A 25,545-nucleotide genomic window follows, 5' to 3' on the forward strand; every position below is an offset into this window, starting at 1 on the left:
CCGGCGGGGTTCTTCTGCCCAAACATATTCAAGAATACGCATCCGATGACAGGGAACCGCCCATGATCGCCCGCCGCCACTTTCTTCAGGCCGGCCTTGCCGCCTCCGCCCTTTGGGGCGCCTCCGGCTTCGGCAACTGGTCGCGGCTCGCGGCCCAGCAGCGGCTCAGCCAGGAAGACCTGATCGGCACCGGCGGCCCGGGCAACGTCACGCTGATCCACATCACCGACATCCATGCCCAGACCCAGCCGATCTGGTTCCGCGAGCCCGAGATCAATCTCGGCGTCGGCGAAGCGCGCGGCCTCGTGCCCCACGTCACCGGCGCCGCCTTCCGCAAGCTCTACGGCATCGAGGACGGCTCGCCGCTCGACTACGCGCTGACCTATGACGACTTCGTGGCACTGGGCCGCGAATACGGTCGGATGGGCGGACTCGATCGCATCGCCACCGTCCTCAAGGCGATCCGCGCCGAGCGGCCCGACGCGCTGCTGCTCGATGGTGGTGACACTTGGCAGGGCTCGCTGCCCGCGCTCAGAACCGAGGGCGCCGACATGGTGCGGCTGTTCAACGCGCTGGGCACCGACGCGATGACTTCGCACTGGGAATTCACGCTGGGCATCGACCGGGTGAACCAGATCGTCGAGAACGAGCTCGATCCCGCCTTCCTCGGCGCCAACATCTTCGACGCCACCTGGGACGAGCCGGCTTACGAGCCCTTCAAGATGTTCGAGCGCGGCGGCACTTCGATCGCGGTGATCGGCCAGGCCTTCCCCTATCTGCCGATCGCCAACCCGAGCTGGATGTTCCCGGATCTCAGCTTCGGCGTCCGCCAGGAACGTATGGCTGAGGTGGTGCAGGAGGCACGCGACGCCGGTGCCGAAGTGGTCGTGGTGCTGTCGCATAACGGCTTCGACGTGGACCGCAAGATGGCCGCGCAGGTGCCCGGCATCGACGTGATCCTGACCGGCCATACCCATGACGCCCTGCCCGAACCGGTGCTGGTCGGAAGCACCCATCTCATCGCTTCGGGCAGCCATGGCAAGTTCGTCTCCCGCGTCGATCTCGACGTGCAGGACGGCGCGTTGAAGGGGCTGACCCACCGGCTGATCCCGATCTTCTCGGACGTGATCGCCCCCGATGCGGAGATGACCGCGCTGGTCGAGGAGACCCGCGCGCCCTTCAAGGACGAGATGGCCGAGGTGCTCGGCACCACGGACTCGCTGCTGTACCGGCGCGGCAACTTCAACGGCACTTGGGACGACCTGATCTGCAACGCGCTGATTTCCGAGCGCGAGGCCGACATCGCGCTCTCCCCCGGCTTCCGCTGGGGCGCCTCGCTGATGCCCGGGCAGGAGATCACCCGCGAGGACGTCTTCAACGCCACCGCGATGAGCTATCCGGAGGCCTACCGCTCGGAGATGGCCGGCGAGACGCTGAAGCTCATCCTCGAAGACGTCGCCGACAACCTCTTCAACCCCGACCCCTACTACCAGCAGGGTGGCGACATGGTCCGCGTCGGCGGCATGGGCTACAGGATCGACATCGCCCAGCCGCAGGGCAGCCGCGTCACCGAGATGACGCTGCTGTCGTCGGGCGAGCAGATCGATCCGTCGAAAACCTACGTCGTGGCCGGATGGGCCAGCGTCAACGAGGGCACCGAGGGCCCGGCGATCTGGGACGTGGTCGAGAGCCACATCCGCAAGCAGGGCACCGTTTCCATCGACCCAAACACCAGCGTCGACGTGGTGGCCGGATGAGCCGCCCCGACATGGACGACAAGAGGACCCCGAGCATGAGCAACGATTCCGCCCCCTCGCGGCGCGGCTTCCTGACCGGTGCGCTCGCCGCCGGCGGCGCGATCGCGGGCAGCCGCGTGGCGGCGCAGACCCCCGATCCGGCGATCACCGAGCTGCAGCCTTGGATGCAGTATCTGGGCGACGGCGTCGACGCGCGGCCCTACGGTACGCCGTCGAAGCACGAGGCGCATGTCATCCGGCGCAACGTCGAATGGCTGACCGCCGACCCGGTCTCCTCGGTGAACTTCACGCCGCTGCACGAGCTCGACGGAATCATCACCCCGAACGGGCTGTGCTTCGAGCGGCATCACGCCGGTATCGCCGAGGTCGACCCGGCGGCGCACCGGCTGATGATCAACGGCCTCGTCGACAAGCCGCTCGTTTTCACGATGCAGGACCTGATGCGCTTCCCGCGCGAAAACCGGGTCTACTTCCTCGAATGCGCGGCGAACTCGGGCATGGAATGGGCCGGCGCGCAGCTCAATGGCTGCCAGTACACCCACGGCATGATCCACAACGTCATGTATACCGGCGTGCCGCTGCGGCTCCTGCTCGAAGAGGCCGGCGTAAAGACCAACGGCAAGTGGATCATGCCCGAGGGCGCCGACGCGAGCGCAATGACCCGCTCGATCCCGATCGAGAAGGCGATGGATGACTGCCTCGTCGCCTTCAAGATGAACGGCGAGGCGCTGCGCCCCGAGCAAGGCTACCCGGTCCGCCTCGTCGTGCCTGGCTGGGAAGGCAACATGTGGATCAAGTGGCTGCGCCGGATCGAGGTCGGCGACCAGCCCTGGCATCACCGCGAGGAGACGTCGAAATACACCGATCTGCTGGATAACGGCATCGCCCGCCGCTTCACTTGGGAGATGGACGCCAAGTCGGTCATCACCAATCCCAGCCCGCAGGCGCCGATCCTGCACTCCCAGGGACCGACCGTGCTCACCGGCGTCGCCTGGTCGGGTCGCGGCACCATCCCGCGCGTCGACGTGACGCTCGACGGCGGCAAGAACTGGCACGAGGCGCGGATGTCGGGGCCGAGCTTCGACAAGTCGATGCACCGCTTCTACTTCGAGTTCGACTGGGACGGGAAACCGCTGCTGCTGCAGAGCCGGGCGCACGACTCTACCGGCTACGTGCAGCCGACCAAGGACGAGCTACGTGAGATCCGCGGCGAAAACTCCATCTACCACAACAACGGCATCCAGACCTGGCATGTCAACGAGCGCGGCGAGGCGGAAAATGTCGAAATTTCTTAAGATTCTCGCCCCCGCCTCCGCCGGCACAGCGAGCGTGCTGACCCTGGCCTACGTGCTCGCCGACCAGTTCGTGGTCGACATGCCGGCACCTGCGCGCGTGTCCTTCGTGGCCGCCGCCAACGCTCAGGAGACCGAGGCGCCCGCCCCGGCCCCCGAGGCGGCCGTGCAGACCGCCGCCGAGGCCCCTGCCCCCGCCCGCGATGGCGGCTATGGGCTGGGCCGCGAGGCGCTGCCCGAGGAAATCGCGGCCTGGGACATCGACATCCGCCCCGACGGGCAGGGTCTGCCGGTGGGGTCGGGCGATGTCTGGACCGGCGAGGAAGTCTTCGTCGCGAAATGCGCCTCCTGCCACGGCGATTTCGGCGAGGCGGTCGGCCGCTGGCCCCAGCTGGCGGGCGGTCAGGGCACGCTCGAGCGCAAGGACCCGGTCAAGACCATCGGCTCCTACTGGCCCTATCTTTCGACCGTCTGGGACTATGTGCACCGCGCCATGCCCTTCGGCGATGCGCAGTCGCTGGAGCCCGACGAGGTCTACGCGATCACCGCCTACCTGCTCTACCTCAACAATATCGTCGAGGATGATTTCGAGCTGTCGAACGAGAGCTTCGCCGAGGTCGAGATGCCGAATGCCGAGGGCTTCAAGCCCGACGACCGGCCCGAGACCGAGCTCGCCGTCTTTACCGGCGAAGTCTGCATGGAGAGCTGCAAGGACAGCGTCGAGATCACCATGCGCGCCGCCGTGCTCGACGTGACGCCCGGTTCCGAGGAAGGCGAGGCCGAGGTGGTGGAGACCGCCGTCGAGGTCGAGGAGCAGGCCGAGGCGCAGCCCATGGATGCGGAACCCGCCGAAGAGGCGGTGGCGGGCGACCAGCCCACGGCGCCGGAAGACGCGGCCGCCGAAACCGAGGCAGGGGATGCCTCCGCCGAAGGTGCCGACGCGGAAGCGGCCCCGGCGGAGGCGGCCGAGGAGGCCAGCGCCGCGCCCGACCCGGAATTGGTCGCAGCGGGTGAGCGCGTCTTCAAGAAATGCTCCGCCTGCCACCAGGTCGGCGAGAACGCCAAGAACCGCAGCGGCCCGCAGCTCAACGGCATCGTCGGGCGCACCGCCGGCACGGTCGAGGGTTTCCGCTATTCCGGCGCGATGGAAGAAGCCGGCGCGAACGGGTTGGTCTGGGATCACGAGAGCCTCGCGGGCTTCCTCGCCGATCCGCGCGCCTATCTGAAGGGCACCAAGATGTCCTTTGCGGGCCTGCGCAGCGACGAGGACATCGCCGCCATCACCGCCTTCCTCGAGGCGCAGGGCGAGTGAACCATATCGGGCGGCCCGAGCCGGGCCGCCCGCATCGCCATTTCGGTGGCAGGAGGGAGAAGGCCGGGCCATGCCCGGCCGGACCCGCAACAGGGGAGGAGTAAGGCCATGAGACGGATCCTTTTGGCGGCTGTGGCCGCGATTGCGGGTGGGGCCGCGTCGGCGCAGGAGGTGATCACCTACCCCTTCGACGGCAGCTTCGAGGACGCGACCTTCAGCGTCGAAAGCGCCATCGTCGGCGAGGGGCTGGTGGTCGACTATGTCAGCCGGGTCGGCGACATGCTCAACCGCACCGGCGAGGATGTGGGCAGCGACGTGACGATCTTCGACGCGGCCGATGTCTTCCTGTTCTGCTCAGCCGTGGTGTCGCGCAAGGTGATGGAGGCCGATCCCTCCAACATTGCGCATTGTCCCTACGGAATCTTCGTCACCGACAAGGACGGCGCGGTCGAGATCGGCTACCGGGCGATGCCGGAAGGCCCGATGCAGGATGTGCAGTCGCTGCTCGACGGCATCGCGCGCGAGGCGGCGGGACAGTAGCGGGTGGCCTTCGACAGCTTCTTCACCGCCGAACTGAACCGCCTGCGCGACGAGGGCAACTACCGCCGCTTTGCGGAGCTGGAACGGCATCGCGGCGCCTTTCCCTCCGCGACGCGGCATGACGGCCCCGCACCCTCCGAGGTCACCGTCTGGTGCTCGAACGACTATCTCGGCATGGGCCAGCATCCGAAGGTGCTGGCCGCGATGCACGAGGCCATCGACGAAGTCGGTGCCGGCGCGGGCGGCACGCGCAACATCTCCGGCACCACCCGCTACCACGTCGCGCTGGAACGCGAACTGGCCGATCTGCACGGCAAGGAAGCGGCGCTGCTGTTCACCAGTGGATACGTCTCGAACTGGGCCTCGCTCGGCACGCTGGCGTCGCGCATCCCCGGCTGCGTCGTGCTGTCGGACGCCGGCAACCACGCCAGCATGATCGAGGGCATCCGCCACAGCCGCGCCGAGAAGGTGATCTGGAAGCACAACGACCTCGCCGATCTGGAGACGAAGCTCGCCGCGCTGCCCGCCAATTCGCCCAAGATCGTGGCCTTCGAAAGTGTTTACTCGATGGATGGCGACATCGCGCCCATTGCGGGCATCTGCGACCTGGCCGAGCGCTACGGCGCGATGACCTATCTCGACGAGGTGCATGGCGTCGGCCTCTACGGCCCGCGCGGCGGCGGTGTCGCCGAGCGCGAAGAGCTGATGGGGCGCATCGACGTGATCGAGGGCACGCTGGGCAAGGCGTATGGCGTGATGGGGGGCTACATCGCGGCCTCGGCGGCGCTGTGCGATTTCGTGCGCAGCTTCGCCTCCGGCTTCATCTTCACCACCGCCCTGCCCCCGGCCGTAGCGGCGGGCGCGCGCGCCGCCGTACGGCACCTCAAGACCTCGGAAGCCGAGCGCCGCCTGCAGGCCAAACGGGTCGCCATGCTGCGGGCCCGGCTCGACGCGGCGGGCATCCCGCATCTGCCGAACCCGAGCCATATCGTGCCGGTCATGGTGGGCGATCCGGTCAAATGCCGCTGGCTGTCGGACCTGCTGCTCGACGAGTTCGGCATCTACATCCAACCGATCAACTACCCCACCGTGCCGCGCGGGACCGAGCGGCTGCGCATCACGCCGTCGCCGGTGCACTCCGAGGCCGACCTCGACCGGCTCGCCTCGGCGCTTGAAACCTTGTGGGACCGCTGCCGCATCGCGCGCGTGCCTCGGGCCGCGCAATAAGGGAGACCAGCCATGATCCGCCTCGCCGTCGCCTTCGCCCTCCTCGCCGCCCCGGCCCTGGCCGAACCGGTCGGCATCGACGCCGAGCGCATGTCGGTCACGGTCGAGACCGAGAACGGTCCGATCGAGATCATGCGCGAGCAGGACAACGAGGCGGTGCTCACCGGCGATTTCGCCAAGACCTCGCGCGCTTGCCCCCCGTTCTGCATCCAGCCGATGACCCCCGCCGAGGGCGTTGCCACCATTGGCGAGCTGGAATTGCTGGAGATGCTGGAGGACCCGGAGGCGGTGGTGATCGACAGCCGCACCCGCGAGTGGTTCGAAGGCGGCACCATCCCAGGCGCGATCCACATGCCGTGGGATCGGATCACCGACCGGCTGGGCGAGTTAGGCTGCGAGCCGGATTTCGAGGGCTGGGACTGCACGGAGGCGCCGCGCGTGGCGCTGTTCTGCAACGGCCCATGGTGCGGCCAGTCGCCGACCGCGATCCGCGCGATGATCGGCGCGGGCTACCCGGCGGACCGGATCAGCTACTATCGCGGGGGCATGCAACTCTGGCGGCTGCTCGGTCTCACCGTCGCCGGGGGACGCTGAGCCGCGACGCGCGGCTCAGCCTCGGCTTCACGGCTTGACGTAGGTATAGCCCTGCCCTTGCAGGTAGCTCAGCTCGGCCACGCCGGATGGGACGATCTGGTCCTCAAACACCTCGAAGAGATCGGTCTCGTAATCGATGTCGCGCCCAGTCAGGGTGTTGTTGCACACGAGGAAGGAGACGTTCTGGCCACGCAGGCTGGTCACGTCCATCTGCAGCTGCTCGTTTTCCATCGCGTTCTGCAACAGCCCGATGCCATTGCCGTGCAGTACAACCTTGACCTCGATGTTGTCCTTGCCCACCGCGTTGATGTGGTTCTGCACGTTGCGCAGGGCCCCGCGATAGGCCTTGTCCACCTCCCCGCCATCGCCGTTGATGTGATAGACCACCTTCTGCTGGCCGTAGCGGTCGCTCTCGGCCGTTGCCACGCCCGCCGACAGCAGCGTCAGCGCGGCCAGGCCCACTGCCAGTGCGCCACGCATCCTTTTCAGTATCTTCATTTCGTCCTCCCTTGAGCGGTCATGGGCGGCATGCCCCACCATGCCGGGCACCTGCACGGTTCCTCCTCCGCTCGGGCCCGGCCGCGCCGCTCCTACGCATTCATACATTCAACTACGTCTCTACTATCTGTCCACCCTTCATCCGGGCATCGGCAGAGGCATGCTTTCGCCCGTCGGTCTGAGGAACCCGGCCCCAAGCATTCCCGTTCTCGCATGTGAAGGAGGACCTGCCATGACCCTGCGCTTCGAACAGATCCTGGCCGACGGCGTCGCCGAATGCTCCTATCTGCTGGGCGACGATGCCGCACATGTCTGTGCCGTCGTCGACCCGCGCCCCGACGTCGAGATCTACCTCGAGGCGGCGCGCCGCTTCGGCCTCGCCATCACCCATGTGTTCGAAACCCACATCCACGCCGACTTCATGAGCGGCGCGCGCGAGCTGGTCGACCGGCTCGGCGGTCAGGCCAAGCTCTATGTCAGCACCGAGGGCGGCGCCGAATACGGCTTTGCGCACGAGGCGGTCCGCGACGGCGATGAATTCCGCTTCGGCGGGCTGCGGATCAAGGCGCGCTTCACCCCCGGCCACACGCCCGAGCACATGTCCTACCTCCTCTATGACGGCGACACCGAGACGCCATGGGGCGTGCTTTCGGGCGATGCATTCTTCGTCGACAGCGTCGGCCGCCCTGACCTGATGGGCGATGACCAGACCGAGGAGTTGACCGAAAAGCTGTTCCACACGGTGCGCGACGTGTTCATGGCGCTGCCGGACGACGTCATCATCTATCCCTGCCACGGCGCCGGCTCTGCCTGCGGGCCCGATATCGGTGACCGCATGTCCTCGACCATCGGCTACGAGCGGCGTTTCAACGACTACGCAAAAATCGAGAGCCTCGATGAATTCAAGAAGGTGATGCAAGCGGACGCGCCGCCCGTCCCCACCCATTACCCCCGGCTGAAGAAGGTGAACGCCAAAGGCCCGGAGGTATTGCGCAACCTTCCGCGTGTGCCGCCCCTCACGGTCGAGCAATTCGCCAAAGCGACCGAGAGCGGCGCGCAGATCCTCGACGTGCGCGACATGATGGGGTTCGGCGCGGGTCACGTGAAGGGCGCGCTCAACATCGGCGCGCGGCCCGAGCTGTCGGTCTGGGCCGGGTGGCTGCTGGACCCCGAGCGTCCGATCCACCTCGTTCTGGGCGACGATCGCGAACTGCCGGACGTCGTGAAGCTGCTGTGGCGCACCGGCTTTACCGACTTCGGCGGCTATCTCGCCGGCGGCATGAGTGCTTGGCGCGAGGCCGGGCGCGACTTCGCACAGATCCCGCAGATCTCGGTGCATGAGCTGAAGGAGGCCAAGGACATCACCCCGCTCGACGTGCGCAAGCCCGATGAGTGGGAGGGCGGCCATATCCCCGGCGCGACCCATGCCTTCCTTGGTGAGTTGCGGGAGAAGCTGGACGAGCTTGATCGCTCCGCGATCTACGCCACCTACTGCGCCAGCGGCTTTCGCGCGAGCATCGCGTCGAGCCTGCTCGCGGCGCGAGGCTTTTCAAACATCTGCAACGTGCCGGGGAGCTGGAAGGCCTGGACCGCCGCCGGCTACCCCACCGAAACCCCCGAACACCAGTGAGGACCCAGATGGACAACGTCGTCGAGATCGACAGCAATCACAGCGTCGCGCGCTTCGCCCCGGACGAGGCCGCGCTGCGGCAGGCAGCCGATCAAGGCTTTCGCAGCGTGGTGAACTTCCGCACGGCGGAGGAAAAGCAGGAGATCACGCCGGACGAGGAACGGCGTCTCGCCGAAGCGGCGGGCCTCACCTACCTGCACCACCCGGTGGCGCCGGACGCGCTTGACGACGCGCTGGTGGACGATTTCCGTCAGAAGCTTGCGGACCTGCCGGGACCGGTGCTGTTCCACTGCGCCTCGGGCAAGCGCGCGGGCGCGATGACGCTCATGGCCTTGGCGGCTCGCGAAGGGCTGGACGGCGATGCGGCCCTCGCAAAGGGCCGTGAACGCGGCCTCGACCTGTCGCAGGAGAAGATTGGCCAGTTCGTAAAGGATTATGTGGACCGCAAGGGCCGGAGCTGAGGCACCGGTTGGCGGTCGACTGACAACCATCACCGCCACCACGAGAGCGTCGGCAACATCACCCCAGCCGACGCCTATCTCGGCAAGGCCTGAGCCATTCCCAATCCACGAAAGGAAATCAAAGCCAAGACCATCGAGAAGCGCCGTTCGTCGCATCGCCAGACGGCGACATGAACAGAAGCCCGAACGAGCCAGAGCCTCTGTTCGACATCAGGCCACCGTGTCCCAAATCATCTGACGACGGACACGCCGCACGGCGGCGCCTCATATGCCGTAGCGGTTTCATTGGAACCATCTGAAGAACACATCGATAGGTGAGGCGCAAAGGCTCAGCTGCTTTGGCTGCGCCGTCGTAGCATGTCGCTCACCGCGCGCACGACGCGGTACTGGCCTTCCTGCGCGATGCGGAAGTCCTCTCCGCCGACGGTTTCGTCTGCCGCCTCCGTGATCAGCGTTACCGGATAGAGTGCCTCGGCCTCGCGGCTTACCGTGAACGGGATGCAGCCCGCATGCACCTCGAAGCTCTCCGCCCCGACATAGCGGCGATAGAGATCGAGCATTCGACGGTTCTGCGCCATGAGCTCTGGAAAATCGACGAGCGCGTCGAGGCCGGCCTGCAGCACCGCGCGGGCCAACGCTTCTTGCGCCGGATCATGGCGCAGTATCAGGAAAAATCCTTTGGGTATGGTCCATTGGGCGAACCCACGCGGAATGTAGCCGGTCATTGGTCGGGTCCATTCATGCGAAGGGTAGCCATGCAGGTTCACATGCACCTCGGCCGGCAGCCGCGCATAGGCGAGGTCACGGATCGCGCTCTCGTAACGCCCGGCCCCGTGGCTCAGGTCAGCGCCGCTCGCGGTGTAGCGGGCGGCATGGTGCATGTGGCGCGGATTGTCGGCGCATAGGTCGCGGAACAGCGCATAGCCATCCGGATTCTCGAGCGGGTTCAGCGTGAAGCTCACCTCGCCTTCGGCGGCCAGATCCCGCCCCGCGCGCAGCGCCCCGACCATGGGCGAACTTTCGTTGGCATGCTGCCCGGCCGAAATCGCGATCCGCGCCGGACCATGTCCGACGACGTGCCGCCCCTCGACCGCCCGCCCCTGCCGCGAGCGGGCGGCATAGGCCACACCGCCGATCCCGGCGAGATGGGCCGAGATCTGGGCCGGATAGAGCCACTGCGTCGCCGCGTCGAGCGCAGGGCGCCCGGGCTGGTCGCGGTCGAGCGCTGGCTCTGCCCGCACGGTCTGGATCTCCAGCCGGGGCGTGCCGCCGCGCTGCACCAGCGGCACGATCTGACCGGCCTTGACCGAGCGCTGCCCCGGTGCAAGGCCGAGCCGCTCCTGGAAGATCTCCAGCGCAGTGAAGTAGATTTCCTCATGCATTGCCTCGGCCAGCGAGATCACCTCGGAGCCGACCGGCAGGACCTGATCTTCGTAGGGTAGCTCGACGATCACTTCGAGCCGGTCGAAGAACGGCCCATCGGGCTCATCCGGTGAGAGCGGATCGAGCGGCATCGCGCGCAGATGCACGCAGACCGTCTCGAAGATCGTCTCGTATTCAGTATGCAGGTGCCGCCCGCCCTGCCCGTCCTCGACCCAGCCACAGGCGGCGAGCGCCCGGCTGCCATCATCGAGTTCGACCCAGCGCACCGGCACCGGCACGATGTGGCGTGCCTCCGGCGTCTCGATCTCGTAGGCGGGCAAGCCCTCCGCCTCGTGCGGGCGCGGCGCAAAGGTGATTTCGCAATGCGAGACCAGTGCGTGCAGCGGGTAGCATTCGAGCCGGAACCGGTCCACGGGGCAGCCCTCGACCACCGGGTAGTGGATCGTGGCGCGGGGGGCATCGTCGAGCAGCCCCTGTTCCAGCACCTCATGCAGCAGCGTCTTGTAGGCCGAGCGCAGCCGCAGATCGCGCCCCTCGGCACGGGCCCGTGCCTGCGCTGCGCGCCGCGCGCTCGGGCCTTCGAAGACCCAGGCGGCGGTCGCGGTCGCGGGCAGCGTGTCGATCGTGCGGGCGAAGTCGCGTCTCGTCACTTCGTCGCCCCCAGAGGATCGAGCCGGTCGCGCAGCCAGTCGCCCAGCAGGTTCAGGCCCAGAACCGTCAGCATGATCGCGAGACCGGGAAAGATCGTGACCCAGGGCGCGGTCTGGATGTAGTTGCGGCCATCCGCCAGCATGCCACCCCAGCTCGGCACCAGCGGGTCGATCCCGAGGCCGAGGAAGGTCAGGCTGCTCTCCAGCAGGATGTTGTTGGCGACGTTCAACGTGGCGAGGATCACCAGCGGCCCCATCGCGTTGGGCAGGATGTGGCCGAACAGGATCTTGCGGTCCGGCAGGCCGTAGCTCTGCGCCGCCTGCACGAACTCCGCCTGCCTGAGCGAGAGGACAGAGCCGCGGATCAGCCGGGCGTATTGCACCCATTGCGCGACGATCATCAGCACGATGATCCGGTCGAGCCCGGGCCCGATAATCGCGATCACGGTCATCGCCAAGAGGATGAAGGGCAGCGCCAGTTGGATGTCGGCGAAGCGCATCAGGAACATGTCCCAAGGCCCGCGGTAATAGCCCGCCAGAAGGCCCACCACAGTGCCGATCACCACCGCGCCGAGCGCCGAGACGATGCCGACGAAGAACGACACGCGGCCCCCCACGACGACGCGGGCGAGAATGTCGCGTCCGAGCGGATCGGTGCCCAGGGGGTGGTTCCAGCCAGTGAATGGGGCGGTCAGCCGCGCTGTCAGGTCCATGGCGCGGCCGCCATCGGGAAACAGCAGCCCCGAGAGCGCCACGGCACCGCCGATCAGCACGATCAGCACGAGGCCTGCGACGAACTCGAAATTCTTGAAGCCCGTCATGGCGTCACTCCAGTCTGATGCGGGGGTCGAGCAGCATGTAGGTGAGATCGACCAGAAGGTTCACGGCGACGATCAGCACCGCGAGGATCGAGATCACCGTCTGCAGGATCGGGTAGTCGCGCTGCGCGATCGCCTCGATCGCGAGCGTGCCCATGCCGGGCCAGTTGAACACCAGTTCGACCACCACGAGACCGCCCATCAGCGAGCCGAACTGCAGGCCGAGATAGGTGACCAGCGCGATCGAGCTGTTGCGCAGCGCGTGCTTGTAGATCACCGCGGTCTGCGACAGCCCCTTGGCGCGGGCCACCATGATGAACTGCGACGACAGCACGTCGAGCATGGTGGTGCGCACGATGCGCAGGTTGGTCGAGGTCAGGATCACGCCGATGGTCACGGCGGGCATGATCAGCGATTGCGGCCCGATGAAGCCCGATGGCGGCAGCCAGCGCAGCGTCACCGAGAAGATCAGCACCAGCATGATGCCGAGCCAGAAATTGGGGAAGGACAGCCCCGCGAGAGACAGCACCCGCACCAGCTGATCCCCGAAAGAGCCACGATGCGTGGCGGCATAGATGCCCAGCGGCACCGAGATCAGCAGCGACACCGCCAGCGAGGTCAGCGCCAGAAGCAGGGTCGCACCAAGCGCGCCGGAAATCAGCGGCGCGATCGCGCCCCTGAAGAAGCTGTTGCCCAGTTCGCCGGTCAGCAGCCCGCCGATGAAATCGCCGTACTGCACGAGGAAGGGTCGGTTCAGGCCTAGCCCCTCGCGGATTCGCGCGAGATCTTCCGGGGTCACGTTCGCGGATTCCCGCAGCATCATCACCGCCGGGTCGCCGGTGAGACGGATCGCGAAGGAGACGAAGAGCGTCACCGCGGCCAGCACGAAACCGGCTTGGATCACGCGTTTGAGGATGAAGGAAAGGATGGGCAAGTCGGCCTCCGGACGGCAAAGCCCGGCGCGGAAAACAGCTTTCCCCGCGCCGGTTATGGGGTCTTACTCGGCGACGCTCACCTCGGTGAGGCGCAGCCGCTTGTCGGGGGCGGGCACGAAGCCCTCGACCCGGTCGGCCACCGCGTAGACCGTCTCCTCGTTGTAGAGCGGAATGTGGTAGGCCTCTTCATGCGCGAGCTGGGCGACCTTCTGCAGGATCTCCTCGCGCAGCTCCTGATCGGGCGACTGCCGCTGCTCGTCGAGAAGCGCGTTCATCTCCTCGGAGGTGCCGTAGGGGTTCCACTTCTCGCCTTCGTGGTAGGTCAGATAGGCGGTGTTGTCGAAGTCGAAGGTCCAGCCGCCCCAGCTGAACTGGTACATCTCGTTGGTCCGGCCCTGCGGCACGATCTCGTTGAGGAAGACGCCATCCTCGACCGGGTTCAGACCGACATTCAGCCCCACCGCGGCGAAGAAGCCGGTCAGCGCCTGTGCCACCTCGTTGAAGGTCGAGTTGCCGGCGCGGTAGTCGATGGTCATCTCGGTGCCCGGCGCGACGCCGGCCTCCTCGAGCAGCGCCATCGCCTGCTGCGGGTCGAAGGGATAGCCCTCAAGCTCGGGATCATGGCCGAAGGACAGCTCGCCCTGCAGGCTGGCGATCGGGCTGCCGCGCCCGGCGAGGAAGGCGTCGATCAGCGCCTGCTTGTCGACGGCCATGTTGAGCGCGCGGCGCACCCGCACGTCCTCGGTCACGGCGTCCTTGGTCTTCAACGCCAGCGAGTAGATGGAAGGCCCGGCCACCGCGACGATCCCGGCATTGTCAGCGGCCTCGATGGTCGGCACCGCCGAGAAGGCGACGTCGGTGACGAGGTCGACACCGCCCGACTGCAGCTCGGCCAGACGCGTCGCATCCTCGCGGATGAAGCGGAACACCAGCCCGTCGAGCTCCGGCGCACCCTCGAAGTACTCCGCGTTGGCCTCCAGCTCGATCCGCGCGCCCTGCTCGTAGCTGACGAATTTGAACGGGCCGGTGCCGACCGGGTTCATGTCGAAATGCTCCTGGCCGTTTTCCTCGATGTATTGCGGCGGTACGATCATCGCGCCGTAGCCCGACAGCTTGGTCAGAATCACCGGATCGGGCTGGGCCATGTGGAAATCGACGGTGGTCGCGTCGACGACCTCGACGCGGTCGATGGTGGTGTAGTTCGACTGCTGCGGACCGGCGCCGCCGACCTCGCCCAGAAGCCGGTCGAAGGTGTATTTCACCGCCTCGGCATTGAACGGCTCGCCGTTGTGGAACTGCACGCCCTCACGCAGCTGGAAGCGGATGCGCATGCCCTCGTCGAGCACTTCCCAGCTTTCGGCGAGGCCGGGCTGCAGATCGAGGTTCTCGTCGCGGCGCACGAGGCCGTCATAGATGTTCGAAGCGACCGAGCCCCAGGCGACAAGGAAGGTGTCGACCGGGTCCCAGTTGGCCGGATCCTGGCGCTGCGCCACGGTGAGCGTGCCCTCGGCGAGCGCGGGGGCGGCCGTAAGCGCGGTGGTGGCGGCCAGCGCCGCGATCAGCAGGCGCGATTTCAGATCCGTCATGATGCGATACCTTCCCTGTATTTTTCGAAGTCTTGATGATTGTCGGCCAGCAGGTGACCCGGCGCGACCTCGACGAAACCATGGCTGCGCCGCGGATCGCCGACCGGTCTGACCGGGCTTGGGATGTCGCCCGTCAGCGTGACGCGTTCCGGCGGACGGGTCGGGTCCATCACCGGAACGGCGCGCAGCAGGCGCTTCGTATAGGGGTGTTGCGGGGTCTCGAAGACCTGGCGACGGGTGCCCATCTCGACGATCTCGCCCAGATACATCACCGCGACGCGGTGGCTGACCCGCTCGACCACGGCCATGTCGTGGCTGATGAAGAGATAGGCCAGCCCGCGCCGGGCCTGGATGTCCATCATCAGGTTGATCACCTGCGCCTGCACGCTGACGTCGAGCGCCGAGACCGCCTCGTCGGCGATGATCAGTCCCGGATCGACCGAGAGCGCGCGGGCGATGGCGATGCGCTGGCGCTGGCCGCCGGAGAACTCGTGCGGGTAGCGCCCGGCGTGTTCGGGCTTGAGCCCCACCGAGGTCAGCAGATCGGCCACCTGCGCATCGGCGTTCGTCAGAAGCCCATGCGTCGCCATCGGCTCTGTCAGGCTCTGCTTCACCGTCTTGCGCGGGTTGAGCGAGCCGTAGGGGTCCTGAAAGATGTACTGGATCTCGCGCTTGAAGCGCTGCCGCTCGGCCGGATCGAGCGACAGGATGTCGGTGCCGCGATAGAGAATGCGCCCCGAGACGGGGGTGACGAGCTGCTGCAGCGTCTTGCCCACGGTCGACTTGCCCGAGCCACTCTCGCCCACCAGCGCCAGCGTCTCGCCCGGGTGGATCTCGAAGCTGACCTCCTCGGCGGCGTGGACGCGGTGGCTGATCCGGCCGAAGAAGCCCGAGGTTAGATCGTAGCGCGTCGTCACCTTGTCGAGCCGGACCAGCGGCTTGGTCCGTTCCGGCGCCGGATGCGCGTCGGTCTGATCGGCGGCCTGCCCGGGCAGGTCGAACTTGCGCGGATTTTCCTGGCCCTGCATGGCGCCGATCTTGGGTACTGCGGCCATCAGCGCCCGGGTGTAGTCGGCCTTGGGCCGCAGGATCACATCCTCGGCGCGGCCCGCCTCGACCATCTCTCCATGGCGCATCACCACGATCTCGTCGGCCATTTCCGAGACCACGCCCATATCGTGACTGATGAACACCACCGAGGTGCCGAACTCGGACTGCATATCGCGGATGATCTGCAGGATCTGCGCCTGGATCGTGACGTCGAGCGCGGTGGTCGGCTCGTCGGCGATCAGCAGGTCGGGGCGGCAGGATACCGCCATCGCGATCATCACCCGTTGCCGCATGCCCCCCGAAAGCTGGTGCGGGTAGCGGTCGAGCTGGGCGCGGGCATTGGGCAGCCGTACCAGCTCCAGAAGCCGCGCCGCCTCGTCGCGCGCTGCCCGTCCGCGCAGGCCCCGGTGCAGCTTCAGCGCCTCGCCGATCTGGCTGCCGATCGTGAAGACCGGGTCGAGCGAGGTCATCGGCTCCTGAAAGATCATCGAGATCCGGTTGCCGCGGATGCGGCGCAGCTCGGCTTCCGAGGCACCGGTGATCTCGGTCTCGCCCCCCTTGCCGTGCAGCTGGATGCGGCCCGAGGTGACGCGACCGCCGGTGAACTTCAACAGCCCCATCGCCGCCATGGAGGTGACCGACTTGCCCGAGCCGCTTTCGCCGACGATGGCGAGCGTGCCGCCGCGTGGAACTTCGAAGCTCAGGCCGCGCACGGCCTGAGTGTCGCCAAAGGAGATCGACAGATTCTCGACGGTTAGGATCGGAGCGGTCGTGGCATGCAAATCGGATTTCCTCCGGCCCTTTCACGGCAGTTACGTAACGCTAGTCGCGGCCAGCGTTAGTTGTAAACAAGTTCTTGGCGATTTACCGATATTTTTTCAGCGTACCGCGCTCAGACCGAGGCGACGGATCGCGCCGCTTGATCGTAAAGTCCTGACATTCCACGAAGAACTGTCGCCAACCGGCGCAATTCCTCGCTATCGGAGTCCATGGAGTGAAGCGTGTCTAGCAGGCAGATTTCCCGCAATTGCCGATATTTCTGGCAGATTTCGGCTCCGTGTTCGGTGGTGGCGTAGTAGCGCTCCTTGCCGCGGCGCTCACCTTCAACCAGCCCCTCGGCCACCAGCTTCTTGAGCGCGTAGGTCACGGTGTGCTGATCCTCGATATTGAGCACGAAGCATATGTCAGACAGGCGCTTCGGGCGCCCGCGATGATTGACGTTGTGCAGCACCAGCACGTCGAGCGCGCTGAAATTGGAGTGGCCGACCACCGCGGCGAGGCAGCGCGCCATCCAACGCGTGAAGGCGTTATGCGCCACGATCAGCCCGTATTCGTACTCCGAAAGCTCCCAGCCCTCATCTTGGGCGAGATGCTCCGACGACACGATCTTGGGTGTCTTCCTATCCTGCGCATCTGCGCCTCTTTTCATCCGTCCGCTCATGTCCGTCACGTCCTTTCGCTGTCTCCGTCAGGCTGCAACGCGGGCGCTTAACAATCAATCTATCGATTATCGTCGCGATCTTTGTCGGTAATTTATCGACATATTGTTGATATCTGCTGGGGACCGCTCTAGCGTCCCGGTAACCCTGCTGATCCGGAGATCCGAGATGGAGCTGATCGCCGCCCGCCCCCTGGCCGACCGGGCCGTCACTTTCGAGCTCGCGACCCGGGTGGGCCCAGAGGCCACGGCGCGCGTCGGTGCGGCGCAGGCGCGGCTGGCCGCGATGCTCGAGAGCGGCGAATTGCCCGGTGCGCTGGAGCTGTCGCGCGCCTTCTGCTCGATCACCCTGCATTACGATCCGCTCCAAGGCCGTCAGGCCGATCTCGTCGCGCGGGTCCGCCTCGCCCTCGAGGGCACCCCGCCCGAGGCCCGCGAGGGCGGTCGCCTATGGCGGCTGCCCTGCTGTTACGAAGGTGAGGATCTCGATGATCTGGCTGCCCGGCTCAAGCTGAGGCGTGAGGAAATCGTGACCCGCCATGCCGCAAACGAGCACCAGGTCTACGCGATCGGTTTCCTGCCCGGCCTGCCCTTCATGGGCGAACTTCCCGAGGGCTTTTCGGTGCCGCGCCGCACCAGCCCCCGCACCCGGGTGCCGCAAGGCTCCGTTGCCATCGCCAACGGATTAACGGTGATCTACCCCTTCGAGAGCCCCGGCGGCTGGCACATCGTCGGGCGCTGCCCGGTGCCGCTCTTCGAGGCAGAACGTGCTGCCCCGGCCCTGCTCGAGGCCGGCGATCGCGTCCGCTTCGACCCGGTGTCGATGAAGGAGTTCGAACGGATCGGGGCCGCGCTGGCGCAGGGCACCATCGATCCTGCCAGCTTCGCGGAGACGGCCCGATGAACGCCCGTCTTCTCCTCCTCCGCGCCGGAGCGCGTAGCCTTCTACAAGACACCGGCTTTCGGGGCGGACGCGGAATCGGCGTGCCGGCTGCGGGTGCACTCGACGGCGACGCGCTCTATTTGCTGAATCGGCTTCTGGGCAACGCCTCCGATGCCGCTGCGATCGAAGTTGCCCTCGTGGCGCCGAAACTGCGGGCCGAGGACGGGCCGGCGCGGCTCGCGCTCGGGCCCGGGCTGAGCGGACAGGTGTCTGGTGACAACCCGCGCAAAGTGAGCGCTTGGACCGCCTTCACCTTGCATCCGGGCGAGACCGTCGCACTGACGCTCGACGCGGGCTGTCCTGTGGCGCTGATCGGGATCGGCGGCGAGATCGACCTGCCCATGTCGCTTCGTAGCCGCTCCACCCTGCCACGCGCCGGTCTCGGCCCCGTCGGTCGAAGATTGGAAGACGGCGACGTTCTCCCCATCCAAGGCTCGGCGAGGGACCCGGGCGACCTGACTTTCGCCGCACCCCCCCGGGCCGAAACAGGCCCGCTGCGCGCCGTTCCCGGTCCGCAGACCGAGTGGTTCACCGACGCCGCGCACGAGACCTTCTTCGCCGCCGATTACGGCGTCAGCGTCGAAACCGACCGCATGGGCATGCGTCTCGAAGGACCGCGGCTCACCCATTCCGGACGGGGTGCCGACATCGTCTCGGACGGCATTGCGCCCGGCGCGATCCAGGTGCCCGGCAGCGGCCAGCCCATCGTGCTTCTGGCCGATGCCCAGACCACCGGCGGCTATCCCAAGATCGCCACGGTGATCGGCGCCGATCTGTCGCGCCTCGCCCGGCTCGCGCCCGGCGACAGGCTGCGCTTTACCGCCGTGAGCATCGAGGAGGCCGAGACCGCCGCACGCGCGCGGCGTGCCGAGCTCGACCGGATCGCAGAAGCTGTCATCCCCGCCAGCGCCGGACGGATCGATTTGCGCGCATTGTGGCAGGTCAACCTCGTGGGCGGCGCGGTCGACGCGCTCCGCCCCGATCATTTCCCGCATCACTCCGAGCCGGAGGTCCGCCCGTGAAGATCAACCTCAACGCCGATCTCGGCGAAAGCTTCGGCCGCTATGTCATCGGCAATGACGAGGAACTGCTCGGCGTGGTCGGCGCAGCCAACATCGCCTGCGGCTTTCATGGCGGAGATCCGGTGGTGATCGCACGCGCCATTGCGCGCGCGAAGGAGACCGGTGCGAGCATCGGCGCGCATCCCGGGCACGCCGACCTGCAGGGCTTCGGTCGACGCGCCATGGCGCTCTCGAGCGAGGAGCTGCGCCTTTCGGTGATCTACCAGATATCGGCGGTGACGGGCATGGCCCATGCCCTCGGCCATCCGATAACCCACGTCAAACCGCATGGGGCGATGAACAACCAGGCCTGCGTCGATCGCGCCATGGCCGATACCATCGCCCGCGCCGTGGCTGAGACCGATCCGGATCTGATCCTGCTCGCCCCCGCCCTGTCCCAGCTCGCGGCCGCGGGCGATGCGGCGGGCCTGCGCGTCGCGCTCGAGATTTTCGCCGACCGGACTTACGAGGCTGACGGCAGCCTGACCCCGCGCAGCCGCCCCGGATCGGTTCTCCATGGGAAAGGCGAAGCGCTCGCGCATGTGAAGCGCATGATCGAGGCGGGCGGCATCGTCACCCGCGAGGGCTCGGTACTGCCGACGCCGTTCCATTCGATTTGCGTGCATGGCGACGGCGCAGAGGCGCTCGCCACCGCCCGCGCGCTGCGCGCGGCACTTGCCGATTGGGGCCATGCGCCGGTCACTTTGCCCGAAGCCATGGCGGGCTGAGCCCAGCCGCGCCCATCGCGTGACCGCCGCGCAAAGGCCTACGACGATGCCTCAAAAGGTGGCGTCGAGCCCCCAGAGCGAGGCTCTCGACGCGGTCATGACAATGGGGAGCAATCCGGCCACATGGTCGGCGAAGAGATTGCAGCGCTTATTTTACCGGGATTTTGGCTTGAAGCCCGGTCCTACGGATTGACCCGGCACTTCCAGCACACTGTGGGCATAGCTGGTCTTTATCCGGCTGGTTTCGGCGAGGGATTCTTCAGCCCTATCGCTTGGCAGCCCTTCATTCCGTCCCTATCGAAAGACTGGTTCTCGGTAACTTTTTCGGTACCGGCTTTGCAGGAGCCTATTGCCGACGTCCGGCGCGCTCGCTGAAGGCGGCGACCGTCTTAAGCCTAAGGCCACTGCGCCAAAGATGGTGCAGCGGCCTCATTTATCTTGTATCTTGCGAGAATGGTCGAAAGAGCCGGCCGATGGTCAACTTGTCGTTGGTTTCTCAACTCGGACCCCGAATAGGGGGCCGAGCGGAGGCTCAGGAAGCGAGCGGGTCCTTGCCCGCGAGCAAGGGCCGGTCGATCTGATACAGGAGATCTTCGAGCAGCTCGGTCAGCAGGCAGATCGTTTCGACTTCCGCCGAGCCCGGGTGCAAGTTCGAGAACAGTTCGCTCTCAAGGCAGTCGGGATCACCGACGTTCTCGAGCGCCAGTAGGCGATGGATCACGACGAGATCCCGCCTGGTGCGAGGATTCATTCGCGTCGCCGCCTCCAGTTGGAGCGCGCACGAGCGGACCCGGCTCTCGCCTGCCTTCCCGCCCAGATGCCGTGCTGCATTCGCCAAGTCCTGTCCATGGTCGAGGAAAAGGGTACGCGCGAGGTCGAAGGTCTCACGCGCGGGTTCAGTATGAGTGAAGTCGAACATCGACTATCTTTTCTCAGTTTGCGCTGCTCCGCTGCGGCAGCTTCAAGGCCCCCTACCCTCCTCTCTGGGGATGTGCGTCGTGGCTTCAAAAGGAAGGTTGGCCGGGCGGAAAAAACACGAAACGAAATTCTGGATTTTTCTCAGTGCGGCCGAACCGTGCCGAGAGCTGGACTTGTCTCTCCGGCTGATCTCGAATGCGATCCAAATGTTGGAGCGAAGCAATGGAACAGCGGCAAGTCGGACGAACTGGTTTGATGATCGACACATTCGGGCTTGGCGGCGCGCCGCTTGGCGGAAACTTCGTCGATCTGGATTATGCCCAGGCAGCCGAACTGATCCGAGCCGCCCAAGAGGCAGGACTGAGCTACTACGACACGGCACCGTGGTACGGCTTCGGCCGATCGGAACGCGTCATGGGCGACATGCTGCGCGGTACGGACTACGTCTTGTCGGACAAGGTCGGTCGGCTTCTGAAGCCCGGTGGGGTCGAGAACCCCGAGGACTACGGCATGATCGATCCGCTGCCGTTCCACGTCGTCTACGATTACGGCTATGACGGGATCATGCGGGCCTTCGAGGATAACCTCCAGCGCCTGGGGCTCGACCGTATCAATATCCTGCTGGCACACGACATTGGCGCCTTCACCCATGGCGAAGACAACGCCCGCCACTTCGCGGATCTCGCCGAAGGCGGCTATCGCGCCATGGACGAGCTGCGCAGATCCGGCCACGTCAAGGCGATCGGCCTGGGCGTCAATGAGAACCAAGTCTGCATGGACGCGCTCGGGATCGGCGATTGGGACGTGTTTCTTCTTGCGGGCCGATACACGCTTCTGGAGCAGTCACCGCTCGATACGCTCTTCCCGGCTTGCCGGAGCGCCGGCACCACGATCATCTGTGGTGGCCCCTTCAACTCGGGTATCCTGGTGGGCCGCGAGACCTGGAACTACGCGGAGGCCCCGGTCGAGATCGCCGACAAGGCACGCGCGCTCGCAGATGTGGCTGATGCATTCGGGGTGCCACTGGCAGCGGCCGCCCTGCAATTCCCACTTGGAAGCGACATCGTCACCTCGGTGATCCCGGGGCCCCGAGACAAGGCCGAGCTCCAGCAGAACCTCGAATGGTTCACGACGCCAATCCCGGATGAACTTTGGATTTCGCTGAAATCGAAAGGTCTGCTACACGAGGCCGCTCCGGTTCCATCAGGGCCCTGAAGGGCTCAAGGCACCCTTCGGCTACCAAGAGCCCCATTTGCGCTTGCAGAGTTGATGCAGCCGTTCGTCGACGGGCTCTCCCCATATGCACGAGGTCAAAGGATCTCGATTAACGCCCAAGACGCGCTCAACTGGAAATTGCTTCCCCACGCAAAGCTCAGCCAAACGGCAGCTAAGGGTTCTCTATCACCACTTCCTCGAATGAGGCCAAAGTCATTCATAGAGGTCACAATCTTCGAGAAAATACCCACTGCGGCAAGGAACGCTTGATGTCGGGAATGGGATTGATAGGAACGCCTTCCACGCGCCCGCGCGGAATGAGATAAAATGAATTGGCGACCAAGGCGGATGAGCCCGAGCGGGCTCAGTCTTGGTCGCTGGCCACTCACAGAAGGACGCCAGGAATGGCTAATTATGATCTCGACAAGATGGACCTCGACGAGCTGAAGAAGCTGCAAAAGGCGGTCAATAAGGCGGTGGAAGATTTCCATGAGCGCAAGCGTCGAGAGGCACTCGCCGCTGCGGAAAAGGCGGCTGCGGAGCTGGGCTTTAGCCTCGGCGAGTTGACCAGCGGCCAGAAGACCAGCAAGAAGACTAATACTGGAATGCCGCCGAAGTATCGCAACCCGCAAAATCCCGATCAGAGCTGGAGTGGACGTGGTCGGCGACCGCAGTGGGTTGTCGAAGCGACTGAAAACGGCATCGATATCGAAGAATTCAGAATCGATCGAGCTGCCTAATCATCGGTCAGCCAAGAGCCTCATCTGACCTCTTGGTATCTATCGGAGGCCAGCGCCAGGAGCGACTAAAGCCTACACTCTTTATTCCAAGCCATTGCATTCAATGCTCGAATTGCAGACCCGAGGATCACTCCATTTTTATCGGGTCTCACCCAAACGCGGAGTGGCCCCCACAGAAGCCACTCCGCAATTTTCCAATTTTCGCCTTCGACCATCACTCCATCGGGATCATCAGATGGGCGTAGGGCGTTCCAGGCCACATAACCCACGGCTCGTTAGCGCCGCTCGGAACTTTCTGCGGATAAGCGTCGAGCATCGGTTTCGCCTCCGAGCCAACGATCATCACGTGTGGTCCGGCGGCTATCCACTCGTTGTCCCCAGTCTCGCCCTCGGCATATGGATCAATATTGCTGGCTCCCTCGTCACCGAGAAGCATATAGACGAAGCCAAGCGTTTGCGGCGGGTCCTCTTTATTCATCCATGCTTGCAGGAACGACATAGCGGCCTCATCGGCGCACATCGGGTCAGTGCCGGGATACATGCACGTCCAGCCGTTGCTGCCTTCGCGGAGCGTCGTCATCTCGCCCTCTGCGGAAACGTTCAGGAGCGTTGCATTTTCGAGTACGGCAGCGGGTGCAACGCCATTAAGCCGCTGCATGAGGTCCTCGGGAGAAGCATCATCTGTCTGCGCGATGCCAGAGGAGGCAATCAGCATGCAGATTAGCACAGTCGCAGTCCTTGACGAGAGTTTCATGGGAGCGCCTTCCTATTGAGGTTCACGCTATCGCCATCAAATATCACCGCGCGATGGCGGTAGTGCTGTAGACTCTACGCCCATGCTCAAGCGTTGGCAAAGACTTCCTATTTCTCTTCTACTTTCAATCTCGCGGGTACAGCCACCATAAGGCACATTCCCCTAAGACCAAACCTGGCGTTGACCAGTAGGATTGGTGCGGCGGCGCGAGTGGCCAGTTTAGGACATTGGCAACCACATCTGCGTTAGTTGAGCCTCGCCGGGCAAGTCGAGTCAATTTCTTCGGAAAGAAAAGGTTAATTAAGCGGCACCCTTCCACTTGAGCTGCCCCACCTGAGTGCTCCAGGTCAATTGTTAGTGCATGGTCGGTCTCCGCTCGATGGGCACGATGTTTTCCGGTGCCGGCGGGCGATAGCCTAAGGCACTGTGGGGCCTGACCGTGTTGTAGTGCTTTCGCCATCGCTCGATCAGGATCTGCGCCTCGCGCAGTGAGTAGAAGATTTCCCCATCGAGCAGCTCGTTGCGGAAGCGGGCGTTGAAGCTCTCGCAATAGCCGTTCTCCCAAGGTGATCCGGGTTCGATGAAGGCGGTCTTGGCACCGACGGCCTCGATCCAGTCCCGCACCTTCGTGGCCACGAATTCGGGGCCATTATCTGAGCGAATGAACTCGGGCGGCCCGCGCAGGATGAACAGGTCCGTCAGGGCATCGACCACGTCGGTGGAGTTGAGCTTCCGATCGACATGGATCATCAGCGCCTCCTTCGTGAACTCGTCGATGATATTGAGGGTGCGGTAGGCTCGGCCGTCATGCGTCCGGTCCTGGACGAAGTCGTAGGACCAGACGTGGTTCGGTCGCTCCGGTCGCAGCCGGACGCACGAGCCGTCATTCAGCCAGAGCCGGCTTCGTTTCTTCTGCTTCTGCGGGACTTTCAGCCCCTCACGCTTCCATATGCGTTCGACCCGCTTGAGGTTCACCTGCCAGCCGGACTGGTTCAGCAGCGCCGTGATGGGGCGGTATCCGTAGCGGCCATACTGGCGCGCCAGCTCGATGATGTCCGCCGTCAGGCGCGCTTCGTCCGGTCGGCCGCGTGGCACCTTTCTCTGCGTGGAGCAGTGCTGGCCCAGCGTGCGGCAGGCGCGACGCTCGGAGACGCCCAGTTCCCGCCGCACATGGTCGATGCATTGGCGTCGGCGCGAGGGGCTCAGAAGTTTCCCCGCGCCGCCTCGGCCAGGATGAGCTTGTCGAGCGTCAAATCGGAGACCGCCCGCCTGAGCCGTTGGTTCTCCTTCTCAAGCTCCTTCAGCCGCTTCAGCTGGCTCCGGCTCATGCCGCCATATTGCCGGCGCCAGCGATAGTAGCTCTGCTGCGTGATCCCGACTTGGCGCACCGCATCGGCGACCGGCATGCCTTGGCCATGCAGCACCTCAATCTGCCGCAGCTTCAGCACGATGTCTTCGGGCTTCTCTCGCTTTCCAACCATCCAGTGGTCCTCCTCCTAACGAGATAAATCAATCTCAGTGGGCGGAGCACTTCAGTGGGGGCAGCTCATCGGGCTACGCCTCGATTCTCGTGGACCGAGACGAACTGCAGAGCAAGTTGCACAACGATCGGGCCCCCGGCCTTACGCTAGAGGTGTTCGCCAAGTCGATGGGGCTCAAGCCGACACAGGCGACGCAACTGGTTGCCTCCGGGCACATTTGCGCCACCAAAGTTGCCAACCCAAAGCGCAAGACGGTTCAATCGTATATCACCGACAGCGATCTTCGAGACTTCCAATCGGTCTTCGCCCCGCTGCGCCAGTTGTCGCTGGATACAGGATGGTCATGGCAGAAGCTGCTGTCGCCCGCTTTCGGCCTGCAGGAATGGCGGTTTTCCAACGGCGGGGTGGAACACAAGAACCTCTTCATGTGGTCGACCCTCGAACACCACTTTCTGTGCCGGTGGCCGAAACGAGAATGACCCCGGCATGGCTGCCAGGGTCATCGAAGAAACTGCTTGACGTGCAACTCGCAGG

At 65.3% G+C, this 25,545-nt stretch carries 25 protein-coding genes; 15 read left to right on the top strand and 10 right to left on the bottom strand.

The window, feature by feature from the left end:
- The first annotated feature begins 62 nt into the window (after window positions 1-62).
- The 6 genes from soxB (at window position 63) to T8T21_RS08995 (ending at window position 6,722) form a co-directional block, all read left to right on the top strand.
- Entirely contained in the window at window positions 63-1,757 is a 1,695-nt protein-coding gene (gene soxB / locus T8T21_RS08970; RefSeq protein ID WP_322335341.1) for a thiosulfohydrolase SoxB, read from the top strand.
- A 35-nt stretch (window positions 1,758-1,792) separates the two neighbouring features.
- Window positions 1,793-3,052, top strand: coding sequence for a sulfite dehydrogenase (soxC, locus tag T8T21_RS08975; protein WP_322335342.1), 1,260 nt, complete (start codon window positions 1,793-1,795; stop codon window positions 3,050-3,052).
- On the top strand, window positions 3,036-4,361 hold the full coding sequence (locus tag T8T21_RS08980) for a c-type cytochrome (protein ID WP_322335343.1): 1,326 nt from the start codon (window positions 3,036-3,038) through the stop codon (window positions 4,359-4,361). Before soxC ends, T8T21_RS08980 begins: the two co-directional genes overlap by 17 nt.
- Before the next feature lie 108 nt (window positions 4,362-4,469).
- Window positions 4,470-4,901, top strand: coding sequence for a DUF302 domain-containing protein (locus T8T21_RS08985; protein ID WP_183475188.1), 432 nt, complete (start codon window positions 4,470-4,472; stop codon window positions 4,899-4,901).
- A gap of 3 nt (window positions 4,902-4,904) precedes the next feature.
- On the top strand, window positions 4,905-6,128 hold the full coding sequence (hemA, locus tag T8T21_RS08990; RefSeq protein WP_322335344.1) for a 5-aminolevulinate synthase: 1,224 nt from the start codon (window positions 4,905-4,907) through the stop codon (window positions 6,126-6,128).
- A 12-nt stretch (window positions 6,129-6,140) separates the two neighbouring features.
- Window positions 6,141-6,722, top strand: coding sequence for a rhodanese-like domain-containing protein (locus T8T21_RS08995; protein ID WP_322335345.1), 582 nt, complete (start codon window positions 6,141-6,143; stop codon window positions 6,720-6,722).
- 27 nt (window positions 6,723-6,749) lie between these two features.
- On the opposite strand, the gene T8T21_RS09000 is transcribed toward T8T21_RS08995, so the two are convergent.
- Entirely contained in the window at window positions 6,750-7,220 is a 471-nt protein-coding gene (locus tag T8T21_RS09000; protein WP_322335346.1) for a DsrE family protein, read from the bottom strand.
- Window positions 7,221-7,452: 232 nt separating this feature from the next.
- Between T8T21_RS09000 and T8T21_RS09005 the strand changes: the two genes are divergently transcribed.
- The gene (locus T8T21_RS09005) at window positions 7,453-8,850 is read left to right on the top strand and encodes an MBL fold metallo-hydrolase (protein WP_322335347.1); all 1,398 of its coding nucleotides are present in this window, start codon (window positions 7,453-7,455) and stop codon (window positions 8,848-8,850) included.
- A gap of 8 nt (window positions 8,851-8,858) precedes the next feature.
- Entirely contained in the window at window positions 8,859-9,311 is a 453-nt protein-coding gene (locus tag T8T21_RS09010; protein ID WP_322335348.1) for a beta-lactamase hydrolase domain-containing protein, read from the top strand.
- Between the two features lie 329 nt (window positions 9,312-9,640).
- Here T8T21_RS09010 and T8T21_RS09015 read toward each other — a convergent pair whose 3' ends face one another.
- From T8T21_RS09015 to T8T21_RS09040, 6 genes are all read right to left on the bottom strand, one after another.
- A complete protein-coding gene (locus T8T21_RS09015) occupies window positions 9,641-11,344 on the bottom strand; it encodes a M14 family metallopeptidase (RefSeq protein ID WP_322335349.1) in 1,704 nt (567 codons plus the stop codon).
- The gene (locus T8T21_RS09020; protein ID WP_085897032.1) at window positions 11,341-12,165 is read right to left on the bottom strand and encodes an ABC transporter permease; all 825 of its coding nucleotides are present in this window, start codon (window positions 12,163-12,165) and stop codon (window positions 11,341-11,343) included. Before T8T21_RS09020 ends, T8T21_RS09015 begins: the two co-directional genes overlap by 4 nt.
- A 4-nt stretch (window positions 12,166-12,169) precedes the next feature.
- Window positions 12,170-13,096, bottom strand: coding sequence for an ABC transporter permease (locus T8T21_RS09025; protein ID WP_322335350.1), 927 nt, complete (start codon window positions 13,094-13,096; stop codon window positions 12,170-12,172).
- A 63-nt stretch (window positions 13,097-13,159) separates the two neighbouring features.
- Window positions 13,160-14,683 carry an ABC transporter substrate-binding protein gene (locus T8T21_RS09030; protein ID WP_322335351.1) on the bottom strand — a complete coding sequence of 508 codons (1,524 nt, stop codon included), beginning with the start codon at window positions 14,681-14,683 and terminating at the stop codon, window positions 13,160-13,162.
- On the bottom strand, window positions 14,680-16,515 hold the full coding sequence (locus T8T21_RS09035; RefSeq protein WP_322335352.1) for an ABC transporter ATP-binding protein: 1,836 nt from the start codon (window positions 16,513-16,515) through the stop codon (window positions 14,680-14,682). Before T8T21_RS09035 ends, T8T21_RS09030 begins: the two co-directional genes overlap by 4 nt.
- Window positions 16,516-16,625: 110 nt before the next feature.
- Window positions 16,626-17,174: a winged helix DNA-binding protein gene (locus T8T21_RS09040; protein WP_246391420.1), complete on the bottom strand. Its 549-nt coding sequence runs from the start codon at window positions 17,172-17,174 to the stop codon at window positions 16,626-16,628.
- 166 nt (window positions 17,175-17,340) lie between these two features.
- Between T8T21_RS09040 and T8T21_RS09045 the strand changes: the two genes are divergently transcribed.
- The 4 genes from T8T21_RS09045 to T8T21_RS09060 all read left to right on the top strand — a co-directional run bounded on the left by T8T21_RS09045 (window position 17,341) and on the right by T8T21_RS09060 (window position 20,278).
- Window positions 17,341-18,075 carry a 5-oxoprolinase subunit B family protein gene (locus T8T21_RS09045; RefSeq protein ID WP_322335353.1) on the top strand — a complete coding sequence of 245 codons (735 nt, stop codon included), beginning with the start codon at window positions 17,341-17,343 and terminating at the stop codon, window positions 18,073-18,075.
- 80 nt (window positions 18,076-18,155) lie between these two features.
- Complete coding sequence (locus T8T21_RS09050; RefSeq protein ID WP_322335354.1) at window positions 18,156-19,136, top strand: 5-oxoprolinase subunit C family protein; 981 nt, start codon at window positions 18,156-18,158, stop codon at window positions 19,134-19,136.
- A complete protein-coding gene (locus tag T8T21_RS09055; RefSeq protein WP_322335355.1) occupies window positions 19,133-19,903 on the top strand; it encodes a LamB/YcsF family protein in 771 nt (256 codons plus the stop codon). The genes T8T21_RS09050 and T8T21_RS09055 overlap by 4 nt, the downstream gene beginning before the upstream one ends.
- A gap of 123 nt (window positions 19,904-20,026) precedes the next feature.
- Window positions 20,027-20,278: a hypothetical protein gene (locus T8T21_RS09060; protein WP_322335356.1), complete on the top strand. Its 252-nt coding sequence runs from the start codon at window positions 20,027-20,029 to the stop codon at window positions 20,276-20,278.
- Window positions 20,279-20,435: 157 nt separating this feature from the next.
- Here T8T21_RS09060 and T8T21_RS09065 read toward each other — a convergent pair whose 3' ends face one another.
- Entirely contained in the window at window positions 20,436-20,822 is a 387-nt protein-coding gene (locus tag T8T21_RS09065) for a hypothetical protein (RefSeq protein WP_322335357.1), read from the bottom strand.
- Between the two features lie 254 nt (window positions 20,823-21,076).
- On the opposite strand from T8T21_RS09065, the gene T8T21_RS09070 reads away from it, so the two are divergent.
- Both T8T21_RS09070 and T8T21_RS09075 read left to right on the top strand, forming a co-directional pair.
- Window positions 21,077-22,036, top strand: a complete 960-nt coding sequence (locus T8T21_RS09070; RefSeq protein ID WP_322335358.1) for an aldo/keto reductase — start codon at window positions 21,077-21,079, stop codon at window positions 22,034-22,036.
- Window positions 22,037-22,440: 404 nt separating this feature from the next.
- The gene (locus T8T21_RS09075) at window positions 22,441-22,776 is read left to right on the top strand and encodes an H-NS histone family protein (protein ID WP_322335359.1); all 336 of its coding nucleotides are present in this window, start codon (window positions 22,441-22,443) and stop codon (window positions 22,774-22,776) included.
- A 214-nt stretch (window positions 22,777-22,990) separates the two neighbouring features.
- Here the strand turns inward: T8T21_RS09075 and T8T21_RS09080 are convergent, their stop codons facing one another.
- Both T8T21_RS09080 and T8T21_RS09085 read right to left on the bottom strand, forming a co-directional pair.
- Window positions 22,991-23,491 (bottom strand): hypothetical protein, encoded by a 501-nt coding sequence (locus T8T21_RS09080; protein WP_183475203.1) that lies wholly within the window; start codon window positions 23,489-23,491, stop codon window positions 22,991-22,993.
- 393 nt (window positions 23,492-23,884) lie between these two features.
- Window positions 23,885-25,011, bottom strand: a protein-coding gene (locus T8T21_RS09085) for an IS3 family transposase (RefSeq protein ID WP_322335360.1) whose coding sequence is annotated in 2 segments (ribosomal slippage) — window positions 23,885-24,747 and window positions 24,747-25,011 — 1,128 coding nt in all. Because the reading frame shifts where the segments join, the coding sequence is not laid out codon by codon here.
- A gap of 89 nt (window positions 25,012-25,100) precedes the next feature.
- Here T8T21_RS09085 and T8T21_RS09090 point away from each other — a divergent pair.
- Window positions 25,101-25,490 carry a hypothetical protein gene (locus T8T21_RS09090; protein ID WP_322335361.1) on the top strand — a complete coding sequence of 130 codons (390 nt, stop codon included), beginning with the start codon at window positions 25,101-25,103 and terminating at the stop codon, window positions 25,488-25,490.
- Window positions 25,491-25,545 lie beyond the last annotated feature (55 nt).

It is taken from the genome of Limimaricola variabilis (assembly GCF_034371605.1).
GTDB lineage: Bacteria > Pseudomonadota > Alphaproteobacteria > Rhodobacterales > Rhodobacteraceae > Limimaricola > Limimaricola variabilis.

Coding starts and splice junctions, on each gene's coding strand:
- T8T21_RS09020 (WP_085897032.1), bottom strand. CDS start 12,165: ATGACGGGCTTCAAGAATTTCGAGTTCGTCGCAGGCCTCGTGCTGATC.
- T8T21_RS08985 (WP_183475188.1), top strand. CDS start 4,470: ATGAGACGGATCCTTTTGGCGGCTGTGGCCGCGATTGCGGGTGGGGCC.
- T8T21_RS09065 (WP_322335357.1), bottom strand. CDS start 20,822: ATGTTCGACTTCACTCATACTGAACCCGCGCGTGAGACCTTCGACCTC.
- T8T21_RS08980 (WP_322335343.1), top strand. CDS start 3,036: ATGTCGAAATTTCTTAAGATTCTCGCCCCCGCCTCCGCCGGCACAGCG.
- T8T21_RS09030 (WP_322335351.1), bottom strand. CDS start 14,683: ATGACGGATCTGAAATCGCGCCTGCTGATCGCGGCGCTGGCCGCCACC.
- T8T21_RS09005 (WP_322335347.1), top strand. CDS start 7,453: ATGACCCTGCGCTTCGAACAGATCCTGGCCGACGGCGTCGCCGAATGC.
- T8T21_RS09040 (WP_246391420.1), bottom strand. CDS start 17,174: ATGAGCGGACGGATGAAAAGAGGCGCAGATGCGCAGGATAGGAAGACA.
- T8T21_RS08995 (WP_322335345.1), top strand. CDS start 6,141: ATGATCCGCCTCGCCGTCGCCTTCGCCCTCCTCGCCGCCCCGGCCCTG.
- T8T21_RS09045 (WP_322335353.1), top strand. CDS start 17,341: ATGGAGCTGATCGCCGCCCGCCCCCTGGCCGACCGGGCCGTCACTTTC.
- soxB (WP_322335341.1), top strand. CDS start 63: ATGATCGCCCGCCGCCACTTTCTTCAGGCCGGCCTTGCCGCCTCCGCC.
- T8T21_RS09010 (WP_322335348.1), top strand. CDS start 8,859: ATGGACAACGTCGTCGAGATCGACAGCAATCACAGCGTCGCGCGCTTC.
- T8T21_RS09000 (WP_322335346.1), bottom strand. CDS start 7,220: ATGAAGATACTGAAAAGGATGCGTGGCGCACTGGCAGTGGGCCTGGCC.
- T8T21_RS09075 (WP_322335359.1), top strand. CDS start 22,441: ATGGCTAATTATGATCTCGACAAGATGGACCTCGACGAGCTGAAGAAG.
- T8T21_RS09060 (WP_322335356.1), top strand. CDS start 20,027: ATGGTCGGCGAAGAGATTGCAGCGCTTATTTTACCGGGATTTTGGCTT.
- T8T21_RS09070 (WP_322335358.1), top strand. CDS start 21,077: ATGATCGACACATTCGGGCTTGGCGGCGCGCCGCTTGGCGGAAACTTC.
- soxC (WP_322335342.1), top strand. CDS start 1,793: ATGAGCAACGATTCCGCCCCCTCGCGGCGCGGCTTCCTGACCGGTGCG.
- T8T21_RS09080 (WP_183475203.1), bottom strand. CDS start 23,491: ATGCTGATTGCCTCCTCTGGCATCGCGCAGACAGATGATGCTTCTCCC.